This window comes from Rhodobacteraceae bacterium M385 (assembly GCA_025141835.1).
In the GTDB taxonomy this organism is placed as follows: Bacteria; Pseudomonadota; Alphaproteobacteria; order Rhodobacterales; family Rhodobacteraceae; genus Gymnodinialimonas.
The window spans coordinates 551362-569551 of the sequence record CP081102.1 but is presented as its reverse complement, the minus strand read 5'-3'; the positions used below and the strand labels follow the sequence as shown (position 1 = coordinate 569551).

Here is an 18190-nt window from a genome sequence, read left to right as displayed (position 1 = left end):
AGCCTGAGCATCCGGTTTCGGCTTTATGACAAAGCCGGTATCCATGAGCAGAAGGTTGTGGTTCGCCAGCAACCTCGGCGGGTTCCCCCTCTCGTAGAGCTGGCGCAGACTGTTTTGCCGACTTCGGCCCTTCCACCATCCTGCGCTCGAAACGGCTGTCAGCTAAGGTCTGTTGGCTTCGACGAGCACTGAGGGCGGGGAGCGGCCGTTTGCTGCAAACTGAACGATTGTCAGCTTTGTCGAGGCTGACCTGAGCCCCAAGTCTCTTCCAGCCTCGCGCGAAGTCCTTGAGTTTAAATCTTTGGCGTTAGGCCGCCATATTGTCCTTCATCTTTCTTCGCAAGAATTCCATCGGGGTGAGGTTGCCTAAGGCTAAATGGGGCCTGCGCCAATTGTAGACCTCCAGCCATTCTTCAAGCGTCTTGCGACCCACGCCCAATATGCCGAACAGCGTTTCATCAAGGCATTCATCCACTGCCCGGCAGTGCATGTTTATATGCATGAGAGGGGCGTAGCTTGCAGTTGAAGCTTTCGATGATGCCGTTTTGCTCAGGAGTTCCAGGCGCGATATAGCGCCAATCGATGCCCGCATTCTGCACCCATCAAAGGATCGCCATGCTGGTACACTCAATACCGTTGTCCGAAACTATTGTCTTCGGGGCGCCGCGCTTAGCAATGTTGCGGTCCCGTTCCCGAACAACACGATGCCCTGACAGTGATGTTTCCGCGACCAGCACCGAGTTCTCGCGGCTGAAGTCATCGACAACCGCCAAGATACGGAAGCGACGCCCGTCTGTCAGCGCATCGGATACGAAATCCAAGCTCCAGCGTTGTTTTTTGACCATCCGGCAGCACCATCGGCTTTCTCGTGCCCAACGCACGCTTGCGATCGCCTCTGCGCCGCACCTGCAGATTCTCTTCGGCATAGATGCGCCTGACCATCTTGTGGTTCACGATAATACCTTCCCGCGCGATCTTCATGTGGACACGACGACATCCAAACCGGCGGCGTTCCCGCGAACTGCGCTTGATGGCGTATCTTTGTTCACCATCATCGCCGCGCCGCGACAGGTACCAAAGAGGACGATCAGAAAATCCTGATCGGAAATGCGTAGATATAAGTCGACTGTCCTAAATAAGGACAATTCGACGGCATCATGCGCATCAGATTTGTGATTAAAGCGTCGTCACCACAGCTAGTGCGACGGATCCCGACGGGATGCACCGAAATCAGCATCAACAGATCGCGAAGTCAGTAATTTCTGCAGGTAATCATCTTTGATGTGGGGCCGCTTTCAGCCACTAACCAAATTAGTGTCACACAAAAATACTCTTGATGAGATAAATGGCGGACTGGGGAGGATTCGAACCCCCGACCCCTTGATTCGTAGTCAAGTACTCTATCCAGCTGAGCTACCAATCCGCGTGGGGGTCATTTAGCGTCGCCTGTTGCCTAGCGCAAGGGGCTAATCAGGCTGCAATGCCCCCTGGAAGGAATAATGCGAAGATTGTGCCGTTGGCTCCTGTGCTTTTCAAGGTCAACGTCCCCCCGTGGCCGCGAAGGATTTCCGCGCAAATGGCAAGGCCAAGTCCCGTACCGCCAACTTTGTCGGTGGAGGAGAACGGCTTGAACAGCCCCTCTTGTGCGCCGGCGGGCAAGCCGGGGCCAGTGTCGCAAACCTCAATACACCATCCGCCTTCCTGAGCAGCGGCCCTAACCATGACTTCACCGGGCTTGCCTGTGGCCGTGATAGCTTGGCGGGCGTTGCGGACGAGATTGGACAAGACACGGTGCAACTGCTCGGGGTCTGCGCGCACAACAACGCCTGCCTCGATCTCTACATCATAGCTGACCTCACCGTCCCCTTGGGCAAGGTTGTCATTGTCCAGCACGTCATCCACCAAAGGCTCCAATGACACGCGGTCCAGCTTAGGGGCCGGTTCTTCGGCGCGGCCAAAGGCCAGCGTGGCTTCCGTCAGGTTAATCGCCCGCCCGAGCGAGTTGATAAGCTTCGGCGCGATGCGCTTCACGGTAGGGTCTTGCACCGTTTCAAGCCGATCTGCGACCAGGGTGGCGACGGACAGAATGTTACGCAGATCATGGCTGATCTTGGCAACGGCTTCGCCCAATTGCGCCAGCCTTTCGCGTTGCCGAAGCAGAGAGGTAAGCTGGGTCTGCATCCGGTTAAGGGCCTCTTCCGCGGCTCTAAGCTCGGTCACCGAGCCGCGCGGGGTGATGATCCTGTTCGCATCCTCGGGGGCTTCGGCATAGGTCGTCATCGCGCTCACCGCACGCTTGATCGGATTCACAATCAAGATGCGCACCGCAACAAACAAAAGCAGCGCCACAAAGACCGAGATCACAGCCGACAGAAGCAAAATCCGCAAGCCATAGTCGATCATCGCCATACGCAGGGGCGCTGTTTCCATCGTAACTTCGATCAACAGCCCCGCTTCACGCACCGGTTCACCGATTACGCGGATGTTTTGGTCCTCCGTCTCAAATATGCGCATGGAGGCATCGCGGATCAGTTCCCAGGCCGAGGCGTCACGCAAATCGAAAGTGGCCGAAACCGGTTCCATCCCATCGGTGGACAGGATCAGCTGCCGCACTGCGTTCCGCCGCAAGACCACGTTCAGAACTTCTGCGTTTTCCAAAAGCTCATATTCCAGCTCATCATCGATCATGCCGTCAGCCGCCAACAAGGCGAGAGAGGCAATTTGCGCGCGTTCCAACCGAGCCAGAAGGTAGTCTTCACGGAACCGAGCGATGGAGGGGACGAAAATGAAGACTTCAGCCAGCATCACAAAGATGACGGTAAGAATCAGAAAACGCCCTGAAAGACTGTTTGCCACCAAAGGCTCCCTTACTGGCCCGAAGCCCGGCCCCTTCTATGGACGTCCGAGCTTTTGCACAAATCCGACGACCTTCTTTACCAAAGGACTATCGAACAGCTTTGGCGTGAAATAGGCACTGGCAGCGCGTTTGTTAACCTCGCCAAGCGTCGGATAAGGCGCGATCATGTTGGCGACCGCGCTCATCTTCAGCTTGTTGGCGATGGCCAGCGACCAAATCCCAATCAGCTCCCCCGCTTGCGGCCCGACAATTGTTGCGCCAACGGGTTTGCCCTTCACTACCATGACTTTCACGAAGCCCGTAGTCTGTTCCGTCGCAATGCCGCGATCATTATGGGAAAATTCTGCTTTTGCGACGAATACCTTGTCACCGTGCTGGTCTTTGGCCTCGGCCTCCGTCAGACCGACTTGGGCCAATTCCGGGGAGGTATACGTTGCCCAAGGGATGTGATCGGTGCGGGCCTTGGCGGGCAGACCAAACAGCATCGGCCGGATAATGACGCCCGCATGATAGCCCGCCACATGGGTAAACTGTGCAGCGCCCGCGGCATCGCCCACCGCATAGACGCGCGCGTTGGTCGAACGTAGATCGTCGCCAACCGTGATGCCGCCCCGCTCAAACGCGATGCCCGCTTTGTGCAGGTCCAACTTGTCCACGTTCACCTGCCGCCCAACCGCCATCAACAGATGTGATCCTTCAAATGTCGCACCATCTTTGGTTTCGACCTTGATTGCCCCTTCCGTGCCGCTGATTGTGGAGGCCGTCGCGCCCTCCACAATCTCGATCTCCTCGCTGCGTAGCACGTCCAGAACGATTGCCGCCGCTTCCGGGTCATCCTTGCCCATGGCTTTCGCGCCCTCCAGCACGGTCACACGGCTGCCCAAACGCCGATGCGCCTGCGCCATTTCCATACCGATGGGGCCGCCACCGATGACGATCAGATGATCGGGCCGCTCACGCAGGTCAAAGATTGTCTCGTTGGTGTGGTAGGGCACGCTGTCCAAACCGGGGATTGGCGGCACAAAGGGACGGGAGCCCGTCGCAATCACAAAGCGCCGCGCTTTGATCGTGGTGTCGCCCGCCTGCACTTCCGAATGAGAGATGAAGCGTCCGAATTCGCGGATCACCTGCACGCCCAGGCCTTCAAACCGCTCTTGCGAGTCGACGGGCTCGATCTCGGCAATCACCGCGCGGACATGATCCTTGGCCGCCGCGAAATCTGGGGCCGGATCATGGCCCGCGATGCCGAAAGCTGCCTGTGAGGTGGCATGGGCCTTATGCCCCGCCGCAAGCAAAGCCTTGGAGGGCACGCAGCCAAAGTTAAGGCAGTCACCCCCCATGAGGTGGCCCTCCAGAAGCACAACCTTAGCCCCCATCTGGACGGCACCCGCCGCCACAGAGAGACCGCCAGAACCGCCACCAATGACGCAAATATCAGTTTCAATCACAGCCATGGTTCACAGCCCTTTCTTGCCGCGCACGGCTTTCAAAATGATGGGGAGGGTCGCAAGCGCGCACAGGCCAAGGATCGGCAAAATGATTTGCGGTTCGAAGATGATCCCAAGGTTCGGGGTCTCGCCTCGGGCAAAGACCTCTCCCAGTCCGGCCCCGACAGAAGTGTAGACGATCGCCCCCGGCAGAATACCGAAGAAGGTAGAGATCACATAGCGCCGTGTTGGCACCTCAAAGAAGGCGGGCAGAAGGTTGGCAATAAAGAACGGCACCGCAGGAACCAGGCGCAGAAGGAAAAGCGCCGACCATTGGTTTTCATCAATGGCGTCCTTGAATTTCTTGGTGATCCCTTCCGAGCCTTCCAACTTCGCCCCCAATCTCGCGCCAAAGCTGGTCTGCGCTGCCAAGAAGATTGCCGTGGCCCCAGCGGTCGCCCCAAAGACATTGAAGAACGCTCCGGGGAAGGTTGCGAACAGGAAGCCGCCCGTCAGCGTAGCAATGGTGGCCCCCGGCAAGGAAAACGCCACGATCAGCGCATAAGCCAATACGAACAACAGGACCGTCAGCAGGTAGTTGGCATCGCGAAAGGCAATCAACGCCTCTCGGTTATTGGCCAGCGCCTCAAAGTTCAGGTAGTCCCGAAACAGATACCAGCCGACGCCCGCGCCGATAACTACGGCAAGAAGCGGAAGATAGCGGGTGAATTGTTTGTGCTGCGACGGCTCCATACTATCTGACATGCCTTTTTGTCCCTTGCCCTTGAGTTGGACCTTAGATGCGACATCTAAAGCAACGGTGATACCCCGCTCACGGTTGCTTGATGGGGCGTGACGCAAGTAAGGGTTTTCGTGACCGCTATGGCAGCAAACTGTCACATTCGCGGTTTGGATTGTTTCAAGTGTGGGTCGTTCCATGGAGAAGATTTTCGTCAGTGCCTGCTTAATGGGCGCGCGCGTGCGCTACGACGGCGGCGCAAAGACGCTGGAGAATCAGCTTCTGGCCACGTGGCGGGCCGAAGGTCGCTTGGTGACACATTGTCCGGAAATGGCTGCCGGTCTGCCCACCCCTCGCCCCGCCGCCGAGATTGCCCCCGGTGCCACCGCCGAAACGGTGCTGGCAGGGCGTGCTGGTGTCTATGATAAGGACGGGCTGGATTGGACCGGAGAATTCACTCTGGGTGCGCAATTGGCGGTCGATCTTGCCAAACAACAGCACTGCCGCTTTGCTTTACTGGCCGATGGCAGCCCGTCTTGCGGCCCTACCTACGTGCATTCCGGCAATTTTGATGGCCAGCGACATTCTGGCGAAGGCCTTGTCGCGCACCGTCTTCGCGCCATTGGCGTCGCCGTCTACGCCCCGGACCAGTTGCGCGAATTGGCCCGCGCATTGGAAGAGGCCGAAAATACCGCGTCCTGATGCGGGCGCGTTGTTGACAGCAGCCCCACACTTGCCTATCTCGCAGGCTTCAAGAAAGATTCCTGCCGTATGAGGCGCGCGTTTGGCGCCCTCCGGCCAAGATTGACGGAGCGAGACCCATGTCGAAGCGGACATTCCAACCCTCGAACCTCGTGCGTAAGCACCGCCACGGCTTCCGTGCGCGTATGGCAACTAAAGCAGGTCGCAAGATCCTGAACGCCCGCCGCGCCCGCGGTCGGAAGTCGCTCAGCGCCTGATCGCCGACCGATGGCATCTCAATCGCCTCCGCCGAGCGCCGCCTCGCCGGGGGCTTTTTGTGTTAAGCGCCCGCTTGTGACGCTTACCCAGCGGGCTGATTTTCTGTCAGCCGCCCGGGCTGCCCGTGTGCCAACGCCCGCCTTCCTGTTGCAAGCGCGCAAACGCCCCGAGGGAGAGGGCACTGACGCGATCCGCGTCGGCTTCACCTGTTCCAAGAAGGTCGGCAATGCCGTCGCCCGGAACCGCGCCAAACGCCGCCTGCGCGAAATTGCCCGTGCTGTGCTGCCCACCGAGGGGAAGGACGGCTGGGATTACGTCTTGATTGGCCGCAAAGACGCCACGGCGACCCACGATTTCCAAGCGCTGCAAACCGATCTTTCCCGCGCGTTGCGCAAGGCGCACCGATGAACCCGGCGGCGTTCCTTCTCTCACTTCCGATCCGGTTCTACCGGCTGGTGATCTCTCCCATGATCGCCACCAACTGCAGATACACTCCGACCTGCTCCTCCTACGCAATGGAGGCATTGCGCAAACATGGCGCGATAAAAGGCACATGGCTGGCCACCCGCCGCGTCGCGCGCTGCCACCCTTGGGGCGGATCAGGCATCGACAACGTGCCGGATTAGACCTTGTCGGTCCGCGAAAACCTGCCTCGAAGCTCCCTGAATTAACCTCCTGTTTGCGAAGTTCGTCTACTCCTTGGGCTCAGTTCGTATAGCAGCCGGAGGCGTGAATTTTGGCAGACCCCAAGGCAAATGGCACGGCAAACGCCGGGCAAGGGCCGCTCTACCGCTTGGCGCGGCGTATCCAGATGGCGCTTTCCCGCATAGAGGTGCTGGCGCTTTTCCCCCTGCTGACGCTCAGCGCCCATTGGATGGGTTTTGAAGATGTTTCGCTGGTCACAGCGGTTTGCCTTTCCGCGTTGCTGGCCCTTGGCGGAATGGGTGGGCGGGGGACGGCCCAAGGCAACTTGGCCAACGCTTCCGGCACCCCGGCGACGGGGCGCAGCGCTTTGGTTGCCATGATGGACCGCGTGTTGGACCTGCCGGGCCGCGACACCGCCTGCATCCTTGTGCAAATCGACGATTGGGCCGCCTTGCATAGCCGGTGGGGCCTGGATGCCTGTGAAGAAATTGCAACGCGCGTTGATGAAAGGCTTCAAACCACTCTGCGAAATGGCGACCTGCTGACCCGTTTGGGCGACGCCCGCTTTGGCATCGTGTTGTCGCCCCTTGCGACTGCCCGGCTTGGTCTGCGCGATACCATCGCCGCGCGACTCTCTGACGCCATTGCAGAACCTTTGGCGATGCGCGGATCGGCCCTGCGTCTCACCGCCTCAATCGGGCATTCCGCGATGATTAAAACCGGGGCGGACCCGGCCGATACCACTTTCAAAGCGGCTGAGACTGCTTTGGACGAAGCCGCTCTAAATGGCCCCAACGCCATCCGCGCTTTTGCGTCTGGGATGGGGCGCGCCCGCGCGCTTCAATCCAGCCTAAGCGCCGAAGTGGAGGCAGCCATTCACGACGGCGCCATTCAGGCTTGGTTTCAGCCACAAATCCATGCCCGCACCGGCGCTCTTTCCGGGATGGAAACATTGGCGCGCTGGCAGCACCCCAAACACGGGCTTCTTGGTCCGAAAGAGTTTCTTCCCGCCGTGGAAGCCTCAGGACACATGCCGTTACTTGGGCAACGCATGCTGCACCAAGCCTTAAAGGCGCTCCATGATTGGGATGCCATGAAGGCACATATCCCACAAATCTCGGTGAATTTTTCGGCGGGGGAGCTTCGCGACCCTAACTTCGCCAGCCATATGGCTCAGGAAGTAGCCCGCTTCAGCCTTGCGCCCTCTCGGATCGTGATAGAACTGCCCGAAAGCGTCGCCAGCCATATCGAGGAAGACGCTATTGCTGCCAACCTTCTGGAATTGCGCAACGCGGGGCACCGTGTGGACCTTGAAGGCTTCGGACTTGGGGCCGCATCGATCCCCACCTTGCAACGATTAAGCGTCAGCCGGATCAAAATTGACCGGAGCTTCATTCTGGATGTCGATGTCGCCCTTGAAAAACGCCAGTCCGTCGCCGCGATTATCGCCTTGGCGCAAGCGATGGGCATTGAAACACTGGCCCAAGGGACGGAAACCCAAAGCGAACAAGATGCCGTGGCAGCGCTTGGCTGCGATTTCGTGCAAGGCTATGCCATCGCCCGTCCGATGGGGCTGGACAATGTCGCCGATTGGGCCCGTGCCCATGGCGCCTCCGGCAAGACGATTCGTCTCGATGACAGGCGTGCCTCGGTCCCCTAGCCGATTTACCGCACCGCTACAGACCGTTGCCGTTCTGCCAATACCGCCATCCGGACGCTGCTGCGCCCTATCACAGAAGGCTCACGTCCACCTCTGCCCCCGTAGCCGCGCCGATTTCGCCTCTTGACCTTTCAACCCTCAGTCTGTTGAACCCGCAGGGATTGGCGTTACCGATTGAGCAGCGGTATTTCGCCTTATTCCTAAGGGCTCGGATAGAGGAATTTCGCGGACATGGATGATCAGAACAGAAACCTGATCCTGGCCACCGGCCTTAGCTTTGTTGTGATCCTCGTTTGGTTCCTTCTCTTCCCGCCTCCAGAGGTCGTGGAAGACCCCAACGCGATCCCCGTGGTCGAGACCGAAACCGGCATCGCGCCCACCCCACCTGTCACCGCGACGGGAGATCCTGCGGGGGCCGAAAATACCGCGCCCACCGAAGTGGCTCTAACCGAAGCCGCGCGGATCGACATCGAAACGCCTTCCGTCGAAGGCACCATTTCGCTTCTGGGCGGCCGCATTGATGACCTGTCCTTGCGCAACTACACCACGGAAGTAGACGGCGATGAAATCGTACGCCTTCTGTCACCCGTAGGCTCCGAAGATCCCTACTACGCGCTCTATGGTTGGACCCCTTCCGGCGACCTCGGCTATGAAGACGTCCCCACCTCCGACACCCCGTGGGAGCTTGAGTCCGGCACTACCCTTACGCCCGACACCCCTATCACGCTGGTTTGGGATAACGGCGGTGGCCTCGTGTTCCGCCGCACCATCGCCATCGACGATCGCTTTATGTTCGAAGTGACCCAATCGGTCGAAAACACCGGCGAAGGCGACGTGAACCTTGCCCCCTACGGCATCGTCGCGCGTCACGGCCTGCCCTCTGACTTGCAGAACTTTTTCATCCTGCACGAAGGTGTCGTGCGCAAAGTGGATGGTGAACTAAGCGAAGTCGCCTACGATGACCTTCCCGATCTGGATGTCGTCGCCCGCGAAGGCGTGCCCGCCGAAGTGATCGAGGTAGAGGCAAACGGCTGGATCGGCTTCACCGACAAATACTGGATGACCACGCTGATCCCCGGCGAAGACCAACCCTTCGTTTCCGTCATCAAATACGTGCCCGGCTCGGACATCTACCAGACCGAAGCGCGCCTTCCCTACATGTCCATCGCCCCCGGCGAAACGGCCGAGGTGACGACGCAGCTTTTCGCAGGTGCCAAGGAAGCCGAGACCATTCGCGACTATGAAAACGCCGCGCCGGGCCTCATCGCTCGCCTGTTCGGCGCCGAACAAGACCCCAATCGGGGCGAAGTCGACCGTTTTATCGACAGCATCGACTGGGGCTGGTTCTACTTCCTGACCAAACCTCTGTTCTGGCTGCTGCACTGGCTCAACAGCACCATTGGCAACATGGGTCTTGCGATCATTGCCCTGACGCTGATCGTGAAGGCTGTCCTCTTCCCGCTTGCCTATCGTTCCTATGTGTCGATGGCGAAGATGAAGGAACTTCAGCCCGAGATCGAAAAGCTGAAAGAAGCCGCTGGCGACAACCGAGAGAAGCTCCAGAAAGGCATGATGGAGCTTTATAAGAAGAACAAAGTGAACCCTGCGGGCGGCTGTCTGCCGATCATTCTGCAAATCCCGATCTTCTTCTCGCTCTACAAGGTGATCTTCGTCACGCTTGAACTGCGCCACGCGCCGTTCTTCGGCTGGCTAAATGACCTGTCCGCGCCCGATAGTTCCTCGATCATCAATCTGTTCGGCCTATTGCCCAACGCCTCGCCAGAGCCTGAGTCGATCATGGCATTGATCTTCATCGGCATCCTGCCGCTGCTGCTGGGTATTTCCATGTGGTTGCAACAGAAGCTGAACCCAGCCCCCACCGATGCGATGCAGGCGCAAATCTTCGCGTGGCTGCCTTGGGTATTCATGTTCATGTTGGGCAGCTTCGCATCCGGCCTGCTGGTGTACTGGATCGCGAACAACACGCTGACGTTCACGCAACAGTACCTGATCATGCGCAGTCAGGGCTTTAAGCCCGATGTTTTCGGCAACATCCGCAAAAGCTTTTCGCGCAAACCCAAGGAAGAAAAGTGACTTGGGAACTGGATCAGATCTGGCGCTATCCGATCAAAGGCGTCGGGGCTGAAAGGCTCCGCGCTATTGATCTGTCGCCGGGCCTGCCCCTGCCTTTGGACCGCGCCTGGGCGGTTCTGGAAGAAGGCGGCGACACTTCTGATGGCTGGAGCTCTTGCCGCAATTTTTTGCGAGGTGCCAAGGGGCCTTCGCTGATGGCGGTGACCTGCAATGTGGATGGCCCTGAAGGCGGCGAAGTCATTCACCTCAGCCACCCTGACCTGCCTGATATCAGCGTTACCCCCGGCGCGGACACGGCGCCCTTCTTCGATTGGCTCTCCAAGATTTACCCAGCCACCCGCCCCAAAGCGGCGGCGCTGGTAAAGTCCCCGGCAGAGGGCATGTCTGACGCGCCTTTCGCCTCGATCAGCATCCTGAACGCGGCCTCCCTCCGGGCCCTGTCCCAAAAGCTCGATCAACCGCTGGATGAACGTCGGTTCCGCGGCAATCTCTGGGTTGAGGGACTCGCGCCTTGGGAGGAATTTGACTTGGTTGGCAAGACCCTCCGCATCGGTGAGGCGTTGCTCGAAGTGATGGAGCCCATCACCCGCTGCCGCGCGACCGAGGCCAACCCCACCACAGGCCACCGCGATGCGGATACCCTGCGTGGGTTGCGCGACGGCTGGGGCCACCAAGATTTCGGCGTCTACGCTATGGTGCGGCAAGCCGGCAAGATTAAAGCGGGCGACACGGTCCGGGTCCAATGAGCGGCCCCGACCCATCCACCCTCGCCCCTATGGCTCCCGGCTACGCGGGCACCGTCTTCCTCAAGCCGCTGGCCGAGGGGCGCGCGAATGTCACCGTGGGCGATTACACGTATTATGACGACCAGAATGAGACCCGCGATTTTTTCACGCGCAACGTGCTGCACCACTACGATTTCATCGGTGACCACCTTCACATCGGCCCTTTCTGCGCCATCGCCCACGATGTGCGCATCTTCATGAACGGCGGCACCCACGCGATGGACGGGTTCTCTACCTTCCCGTTCAACATCTTCGGGCACGGCTGGGAAGACGGCTTCGATCCTGCAACTTGGACTGCCGGCCAGAAGGGTGACACCCATATCGGCGCGGACGTCTGGATCGGCAACTCGGCCACGATAATGCCTGGCGTGACAATAGGCGCGGGCGCGATCATCGCAGCCAAGGCCGTGGTCACCAAAGACGTCGCCCCCTACACCATCGTTGCAGGCAACCCCGCGCAGCCCGTCAAACAACGCTTCGACACGGCAATCATCGCGCGCCTGCTTGCCGTTGCTTGGTGGGACTGGCCAGCTGACAAAATCACCCGTAACCTGAACGCGATCCGCGGCGCCGACCTGCCCGCGCTGGAGGCCGCGACATGAACGCCCTACCCTTTCCCCTTGCTGACGAACCCGATGCGATCACCGCGGAACGGGGCCGCAAACTTTTTGCGGGCAACACCGACTTCCTCAAAGGCGTCGTCGCCATGGACGGTCTACCGCCTGCTGACCGGATAGAGGTCTGCTTTGCCGGGCGCTCCAATGTCGGCAAATCCACCCTGATCAACGCGCTCACCGGCCGCAAAGGCCTCGCGCGCGCCTCCAACACGCCCGGCCGCACCCAGGAGATCAACTACTTCACCCTGCTGGAAAGCCACTATCTCGTGGATCTCCCCGGCTATGGCTACGCCGAGGCTCCCCTGCACGTGGTCCAACAATGGCAGGCGCTGCTGAAGTCCTACCTCCAAGGCCGCGCCACCCTGCGCCGGGCCTTTGTGCTGATCGACGCACGCCACGGCGTGAAAGCTGTCGATGAGGAGATCATGAAACTCCTCGACATCGCCGCCGTCCCCTTCCAGACCGTGCTGACGAAGTCCGACAAGGTGAAAGGCAAAGACCGCGATGCCTCCCTTGCCCGCACCCGCAAGGCGCTTGCCAACCACCCCGCCGCTTACCCCGAGATCATCCTGACCTCCTCGGAAAAGGGCGACGGGATTCCAACACTCCGCTCTGCCATTGCCTCGATCGAGGCATAACGCACCGCTCCTCCTTCATCTTGGCCGTACACCTCCGGGGGTAAGCGGGTTTTCCCCAAGGGAAAAACCGCCAAGGGGGCTGGCCCCCTTCATTCCACCGCTTCACACCCGCGCCCGCGCCGCTTAACGTGAGGCAACCCTCACACCGGCCCAAAGCACATGAAAACCCAAATGACCCGCGATTACCTCGCCACCGCCCGCACCCTCTCCGAGGCCCTGCCCTACCTGCAACGCTTCAACGACGCCGTCGTCGTGGTGAAATTCGGCGGCAATGCTATGGGCGACGACGCCGAAATGGCCTCTTTCGCCCGCGACATCGTCCTGCTGCGCCAGGTCGGCGTCAACCCGGTGGTCGTCCACGGTGGCGGCCCGATGATTAACGACATGCTGGCGAAACTCGGGATTGAAAGCACCTTCAAAGACGGCAAGCGTGTCACTGATGCCGCCACCGTCGAAGTGGTCGAAATGGTCCTCTCTGGCCGCGTCAACAAACGCATCGTCCAAGCCATCAACGCCGAGGGCGGCAAGGCCGTGGGCCTCTCGGGCAAAGACGCCAACCTGATCACCTGCGTGCCCGCCAACCCGGAACTGGGCTTCGTGGGCGACCCGTCCGAAATCGACACAAGCGTCATCGACAACCTCTTTGAAGACGACATGATCCCCGTCATCGCCCCTTTGGGCCAAGGCAAGAACGGCGAGACCTACAACATCAACGGCGACACCGCCGCCGGTGCCATTGCCGCTGCCCTCAAAGCAGACCGCCTCCTCCTCCTTACCAATGTCTCCGGCGTAAAGAACGCGGCGGGCGATGTGGTGACTGAACTCACCTCTGCCGATGTGGACGCCATGATCGCCGATGGCACCATCGCGGGCGGGATGATCCCCAAGACCGAAACTGCCCTGCAAGCGGTCCGTGCCGGTGTCCGCGCCTGCACCATCGTCGACGGTCGCGTTTCCAACGCGGTGCTTCTGGAACTCTTCACCGAACACGGCGCGGGCTCCATGATCCGCCAATGACAGGCCAAAACTGATGGACTACGAAACCCTCCGAAACGCCGTCCGCCCCCACCACCTCACGATCGTCGGTGCCTTCCACCCAGAGCCCGACGACAACGCTCCCGACGGCACCGGAACCCTCGTGCTCCTCGCCCCGGCCGAACCAACGTTTTGGCCCCATTTCACCGCTTCTCCAGAATATCTCGATGGCGCGCCGGACCCGATGAACCGCTGGTCCACCCGCACCCTCACCACCATCGCGAAGCCACTGAACGCCACGCCCCTCTTCCCTTTCGGCGGACCGCCCTACTTGCCGTTCATCTCATGGGCCACAAAATCCGGTAGCATCCACGCCAGCCCCATCTCCCTGCTGGTTCACAACGACCAGGGCCTGATGATCTCCTTCCGTGGGGCGCTGGCGCTGCGCGAAAAAATTCCCCTCACCCCGCCACGCCTCACGCCCTGCCTGCTCTGTCCCGCCCCCTGTGAGACCGCCTGCCCCGTCGATGCCCTGTCCGAGGACGGCTACAACACCGCCGCGTGCCACAGTTTCCTCGACACCCCCGCTGGCGCGGATTGCATGACCAAGGGCTGCAAAGCCCGCCGCGCCTGCCCGGTCAGCCAAGATTTCAACCGCAACTCTGACCAATCGGCCTTCCACATGCGCAGCTTCCACCCATGAGCCAGACTCTCATCCTGATCCGTCACTGCAAATCCGACTGGGACGGCAGCACCGATGACCACGCCCGCCCCCTTAGCGCCCGCGGCCACCGCTCTGCGCCCCGCATCGGTGCCTTCCTTGCGCTCCACAACCTTGTCCCCGACGAGGCCCTCTGCTCTGACGCCCTTCGCACACGGCAAACCTGGGCCGGCATAAAAGACAACCTCCCCGGCGCGCCCAAGGCCACCCTCAACCCAGCCCTCTACCTCGCCGAGCCCGCGGTGATGCTCAAAGCCCTCCAAGCCTCCAACGCCGCCACAATCGCCATGATCGCCCACAATCCCGGCACCGCTGCTCTGGCATGGAGCCTCACCCACACGCCCCCCGCCGATGACCGCTTCGCCACCTATCCCACAGGCGGCACCACTATCCTCCGCTTTAATGGACCCATCGCCCCCGGCACAGGCAACCTCCTCCACTTCACAACCCCGCGCGACCTCCCTGATCCGCGCTGACCCTCCCTTCATCTTGGCCAATACAACTCAAAGAAAAACGCCCGCATCTTGCGACACGGGCGTTAGGTATCTCGTAGACCGGGCTTAAGCCCGGGGTCTTCAGTGGCCCAAAATCTGGCTCAGGAACAATTGCGTCCGCTCGGACTGCGGGTTCGTAAAGAACTCCTCCGGCTCGTTCTGTTCCACGATCTGCCCCGCATCCATGAAGATCACACGGTTGGCGACCTGTCGGGCAAAGCCCATCTCGTGGGTCACGCAGAGCATGGTCATACCCTCTTCCGCGAGCTCGATCATCGTATCGAGCACCTCTTTGATCATCTCAGGATCGAGCGCCGATGTCGGCTCATCGAACAGCATGATCCGCGGGCGCATGCACAAGGACCGTGCAATCGCCACACGCTGCTGCTGACCACCGGAAAGTTGGCCCGGATATTTCAGCGCCTGATCCGGGATCTTCACCTTCTCCAGGAAATGCATCGCCGTTTCTTCGGCTTCCTTTTTGGGCGTTTTACGCACCCAGATTGGGGCCAACGTGCAGTTCTCCAGGATCGTCAAATGTGGGAACAGGTTGAAGTGCTGGAAGCACATGCCAACCTCGGACCGGATCTTGTCGATGTTCTTCAAATCGTTGGACAGCAACGTGCCATCCACCGTGATCTGACCCTGCTGGTGTTCTTCCAGCGCATTGATGCACCGGATCAACGTGGACTTGCCCGACCCCGACGGGCCACAGATCACGATCCGCTCCCCCCGGTTAACGGTCAGGTTGATGTCCTTGAGCACGTGGAACGTCCCGTACCACTTGTTCATACCGTTGATTTCGATCGCAACCTCATCGGAAACGGTCATTTGGCTGCGGTCGATGGTACGATCTTCAGCTGTATTAGACATGAGTTTTCTCCTCAGCGATGGCCCGATTAACGGTGGCCGGTAGCGAGCTTACGCTCAAGATATTGCGAATAGCGGGACATGCCGAAACAGCAGATGAAGAAGCATAGCCCGATGAAAATGAACAACTCCCAGTAGATACCGTTCCAGTCAGTCGTGGCCCGGATCAAGTTGGAGAAGCCGATAGGGTCCGACAGGCCCACAAAGACCACCAGCGTGGTGTCTTTGAACAAGCCAATGAACGACGACACGATCCCCGGAATGGAAATCTTCAGCGCTTGCGGCAGAATAATCAGCTGCATCGCTTGCCAGTAGTTCAGGCCAAGGCTGTCTGCGCCCTCATACTGCCCCCGTGGCAAAGCCGCGAGGCCGCCCCGGATCACCTCGGCGATATAGGCCGAGGAAAACAGCGTCACCATGATGATAACACGCAGCATAAGGTCGAAGTTTGCGGACGGCGGCAGGAAGTAGTTCAACAGCAACGACGCGGTGAACAACCACACAATCAGCGGCACGCCCCGGATCACCTCGATGAAGATCACCGAGAATTTGTTGATGATGAACAGGTCCGACTGCCGGCCCAAGGCCAACACGACCCCCAATGGCATCGACAGAATGATCCCCGCCGCGCCGATGACGAAGGCCAGAAGGAAGCCCCCGAAATCATCTGAATCAACAGACTCGAGCCCAATCGGAGCGATCGAGTTCAAGACCCCGGTGATCGGCCCGGCCAAGAACAGCCAGAAGAGCAACGGAAGCAAGATGGCCGCCAGCGTCGACAAAAGCGCGCCTAAGGGAAGCGCCCCGTATTTGATGCAGGCAAAGCCGAGCACAAAGCCAAACGCCACAACCAGCGGGCCCCAGATCGAGCCACCCCAAAGCAGGAAGTAGCAGATGAATGGTGCCAAGATCGTCAGGATCAGCATCTTGCGGTTCACCGAGTCAAACAGCACTGGCGCAAGGGCCACGCCGAAGATGACCAACGACAAGATCGGACGCCAGTAGAACTCTGGCGGGTAGAATCCGAACAAAAGCTGGTGCCAGCGGTCGCCCAAAACGGCCCAACAGGCCACCTCGGTATGTTCTGCCCAACGGCCATCTGCGATGAAGCCATCACGGATTTCACGGCACTCGGACAAAGAGTCCGCGTCCCATATCCCCATGACAACCCACCCCAGCATATGGCTGAGGATGTAGTAGATCACATAGAGCGCAAGGATCGTCATGATCCCGTTGCCCAGTGAAGAGAACAAGTTCTCACGAACCCACTTCACCGGACCCGCAGCCGTGATCGGAGGCGCTTGCTCGGGCAACATCTCGGTGCGGACATATGCGGTGTGCGTGCTTGTTTCTGAATGAATCTCGCTCATATCAACGCTCCTGCAATTTGACGGAGTTGTTGTAGAGGTTCATCCCGCCTGAAATCACCAGCGAGGTAATCAGGTAGAACAGCCCCAGAAGTAGCATCCCCTCAAGCTCTCGACCGGTTTGGTTGACCGTGATGCCGCCAAGGGTCGCACGGACATCCATGTAGCCCACGGCGATCGCCAGCGAAGAGTTCTTGGTAAGGTTCAGATACTGCGAGATGAGCGGCGGGATAATCACCCGCAGCGCCTGTGGCAGAACCACAAGGTTCATGGTCCGGTTCGGACGCATGCCCAAGGCGGAAGATGCCTCTGTCTGGCCCTTGTTCACGGCCAAGATACCTGCACGCACGATTTCGGCGATGAAGGCACCTGTATAGAGCGACAAGGCAAACCAAAGAGCGATAAAAGAGTTGCGAAGCTGCAAGCCACCGCTGAAATTGAAGCCGCCCAGTTCAGGGTAGTTCAGCGTAACGGGACGCCCCAGGATGAAGTAGGCGATCAGTGTGGGAATAAAAAACAACGCCAAGCCAACAAGGAAAACGGGCGACTGCGCACCGGTTTGTTCCTGCTTTTTCCGCGCCATGGAGCGGTAGACAAAAATGCCCACGATGGACGCCAGAAAGATCGCAACCAACAATAGCGAATTTGCGCCCCACTGAGGCGCAGGCATGAAGATGCCGCGGTTGGTGATGGCAACGCTGTCCCAAAGGATCATGGATGCCTCGGCATCCTCGCCCCGGAAATCGCGGGGCTGCGGCGTGGCCTCAGTCATGATTGCGAAAATCACGATAATCCAAAGCAGCAAGGGAATGTTGCGGAATCCCTCAACATAGACGGTCATCAGACGCCCAACGATCCAGTTTTTCGACAAGCGCAGGACGCCCGCCGTAACCCCGATAATCGTGGCCGCAATGCAGCCAAGGAAGGCAACCAGAAGCGTGTTGAGGATACCCACCAGCGCGGCACGCGCGTGGGTGGAATCGTTGGAATACTCAACCAGCATCTGGTTGATGTCGTAGCCAGCGCGGCTTCCAAGGAAGCCGAAATCAAAGTCCTTGCCGCGTGCGGCTAGGTTCGTGACCACATTATTCCCCAGCCACCAAATGCCGGCCATGATCAGAATGAACGCGACAACCTGAATGGTCGTGGACCGGTAGCGCGTGTCATAGATCAGCTGACTAAGCTGGAAGGATTGCTGCGGCGGGTCGGTTAGCGTCGCCATGGTGTTGCCCCTGTCAGAAGGATTCGCGCGGTCCGTGTGGCGGCTCTGTTATGTCGAGTCCTGCCAAGTCGTGGTGTCGGAAAAGCGCGGGATACGTGAGATATGGAAAGGGCGCGAAC

At 59.6% G+C, this 18190-nt stretch carries 22 protein-coding genes and 1 tRNA gene; 12 read left to right on the top strand and 11 right to left on the bottom strand.

Annotated elements, in window-relative coordinates:
• Nucleotides 1-307: 307 nt before the first annotated feature.
• From K3728_02920 to K3728_02885, 8 genes are all read right to left on the bottom strand, one after another.
• Complete coding sequence (locus K3728_02920; GenBank protein UWQ96213.1) at nt 308-490, bottom strand: transposase; 183 nt, start codon at nt 488-490, stop codon at nt 308-310.
• Nucleotides 468-599, bottom strand: coding sequence for a transposase (locus K3728_02915; protein UWQ96212.1), 132 nt, complete (start codon nt 597-599; stop codon nt 468-470). The genes K3728_02920 and K3728_02915 overlap by 23 nt, the downstream gene beginning before the upstream one ends.
• Before the next feature lie 3 nt (nt 600-602).
• Nucleotides 603-845 carry a DDE-type integrase/transposase/recombinase gene (locus K3728_02910; protein ID UWQ96211.1) on the bottom strand — a complete coding sequence of 81 codons (243 nt, stop codon included), beginning with the start codon at nt 843-845 and terminating at the stop codon, nt 603-605.
• A complete protein-coding gene (locus tag K3728_02905) occupies nt 757-1119 on the bottom strand; it encodes an IS3 family transposase (GenBank protein UWQ97421.1) in 363 nt (120 codons plus the stop codon). Before K3728_02905 ends, K3728_02910 begins: the two co-directional genes overlap by 89 nt.
• Nucleotides 1120-1346: 227 nt before the next feature.
• Nucleotides 1347-1423 (bottom strand) — tRNA-Arg (locus K3728_02900).
• Between the two features lie 47 nt (nt 1424-1470).
• On the bottom strand, nt 1471-2856 hold the full coding sequence (locus K3728_02895) for a HAMP domain-containing histidine kinase (GenBank protein ID UWQ96210.1): 1386 nt from the start codon (nt 2854-2856) through the stop codon (nt 1471-1473).
• A 36-nt stretch (nt 2857-2892) separates the two neighbouring features.
• The gene (locus tag K3728_02890) at nt 2893-4311 is read right to left on the bottom strand and encodes an FAD-dependent oxidoreductase (GenBank protein UWQ96209.1); all 1419 of its coding nucleotides are present in this window, start codon (nt 4309-4311) and stop codon (nt 2893-2895) included.
• Between the two features lie 3 nt (nt 4312-4314).
• Nucleotides 4315-5049, bottom strand: coding sequence for a VTT domain-containing protein (locus tag K3728_02885; protein UWQ96208.1), 735 nt, complete (start codon nt 5047-5049; stop codon nt 4315-4317).
• Between the two features lie 172 nt (nt 5050-5221).
• Between K3728_02885 and K3728_02880 the strand changes: the two genes are divergently transcribed.
• The 12 genes from K3728_02880 to K3728_02825 all read left to right on the top strand — a co-directional run bounded on the left by K3728_02880 (nt 5222) and on the right by K3728_02825 (nt 14594).
• A complete protein-coding gene (locus tag K3728_02880) occupies nt 5222-5725 on the top strand; it encodes a DUF523 domain-containing protein (GenBank protein ID UWQ96207.1) in 504 nt (167 codons plus the stop codon).
• 119 nt (nt 5726-5844) lie between these two features.
• A complete protein-coding gene (rpmH, locus tag K3728_02875) occupies nt 5845-5982 on the top strand; it encodes a 50S ribosomal protein L34 (GenBank protein UWQ96206.1) in 138 nt (45 codons plus the stop codon).
• A 10-nt stretch (nt 5983-5992) separates the two neighbouring features.
• Nucleotides 5993-6391, top strand: a complete 399-nt coding sequence (gene rnpA / locus K3728_02870; protein UWQ96205.1) for a ribonuclease P protein component — start codon at nt 5993-5995, stop codon at nt 6389-6391.
• Nucleotides 6388-6609, top strand: a complete 222-nt coding sequence (gene yidD / locus K3728_02865; GenBank protein UWQ96204.1) for a membrane protein insertion efficiency factor YidD — start codon at nt 6388-6390, stop codon at nt 6607-6609. The genes rnpA and yidD overlap by 4 nt, the downstream gene beginning before the upstream one ends.
• Before the next feature lie 110 nt (nt 6610-6719).
• Nucleotides 6720-8288 carry a bifunctional diguanylate cyclase/phosphodiesterase gene (locus tag K3728_02860; protein UWQ96203.1) on the top strand — a complete coding sequence of 523 codons (1569 nt, stop codon included), beginning with the start codon at nt 6720-6722 and terminating at the stop codon, nt 8286-8288.
• 231 nt (nt 8289-8519) lie between these two features.
• Nucleotides 8520-10382, top strand: coding sequence for a membrane protein insertase YidC (gene yidC / locus K3728_02855; GenBank protein UWQ96202.1), 1863 nt, complete (start codon nt 8520-8522; stop codon nt 10380-10382).
• Complete coding sequence (locus K3728_02850; protein ID UWQ96201.1) at nt 10379-11128, top strand: MOSC domain-containing protein; 750 nt, start codon at nt 10379-10381, stop codon at nt 11126-11128. The genes yidC and K3728_02850 overlap by 4 nt, the downstream gene beginning before the upstream one ends.
• Nucleotides 11125-11769 carry a CatB-related O-acetyltransferase gene (locus K3728_02845; GenBank protein UWQ96200.1) on the top strand — a complete coding sequence of 215 codons (645 nt, stop codon included), beginning with the start codon at nt 11125-11127 and terminating at the stop codon, nt 11767-11769. Before K3728_02850 ends, K3728_02845 begins: the two co-directional genes overlap by 4 nt.
• Entirely contained in the window at nt 11766-12422 is a 657-nt protein-coding gene (gene yihA, locus K3728_02840; protein ID UWQ96199.1) for a ribosome biogenesis GTP-binding protein YihA/YsxC, read from the top strand. Before K3728_02845 ends, yihA begins: the two co-directional genes overlap by 4 nt.
• A 159-nt stretch (nt 12423-12581) precedes the next feature.
• Nucleotides 12582-13439 carry an acetylglutamate kinase gene (gene argB / locus K3728_02835; GenBank protein ID UWQ96198.1) on the top strand — a complete coding sequence of 286 codons (858 nt, stop codon included), beginning with the start codon at nt 12582-12584 and terminating at the stop codon, nt 13437-13439.
• Between the two features lie 13 nt (nt 13440-13452).
• A complete protein-coding gene (locus K3728_02830; protein ID UWQ96197.1) occupies nt 13453-14100 on the top strand; it encodes a ferredoxin in 648 nt (215 codons plus the stop codon).
• Entirely contained in the window at nt 14097-14594 is a 498-nt protein-coding gene (locus K3728_02825) for a histidine phosphatase family protein (protein ID UWQ96196.1), read from the top strand. Before K3728_02830 ends, K3728_02825 begins: the two co-directional genes overlap by 4 nt.
• 99 nt (nt 14595-14693) lie before the next feature.
• Here the strand turns inward: K3728_02825 and K3728_02820 are convergent, their stop codons facing one another.
• From K3728_02820 to K3728_02810, 3 genes are all read right to left on the bottom strand, one after another.
• The gene (locus K3728_02820) at nt 14694-15443 is read right to left on the bottom strand and encodes an amino acid ABC transporter ATP-binding protein (GenBank protein ID UWQ97420.1); all 750 of its coding nucleotides are present in this window, start codon (nt 15441-15443) and stop codon (nt 14694-14696) included.
• A 68-nt stretch (nt 15444-15511) separates the two neighbouring features.
• The gene (locus K3728_02815) at nt 15512-16852 is read right to left on the bottom strand and encodes an amino acid ABC transporter permease (GenBank protein UWQ96195.1); all 1341 of its coding nucleotides are present in this window, start codon (nt 16850-16852) and stop codon (nt 15512-15514) included.
• Nucleotide 16853: 1 nt separating this feature from the next.
• Entirely contained in the window at nt 16854-18071 is a 1218-nt protein-coding gene (locus K3728_02810) for an ABC transporter permease subunit (protein UWQ96194.1), read from the bottom strand.
• Nucleotides 18072-18190 lie beyond the last annotated feature (119 nt).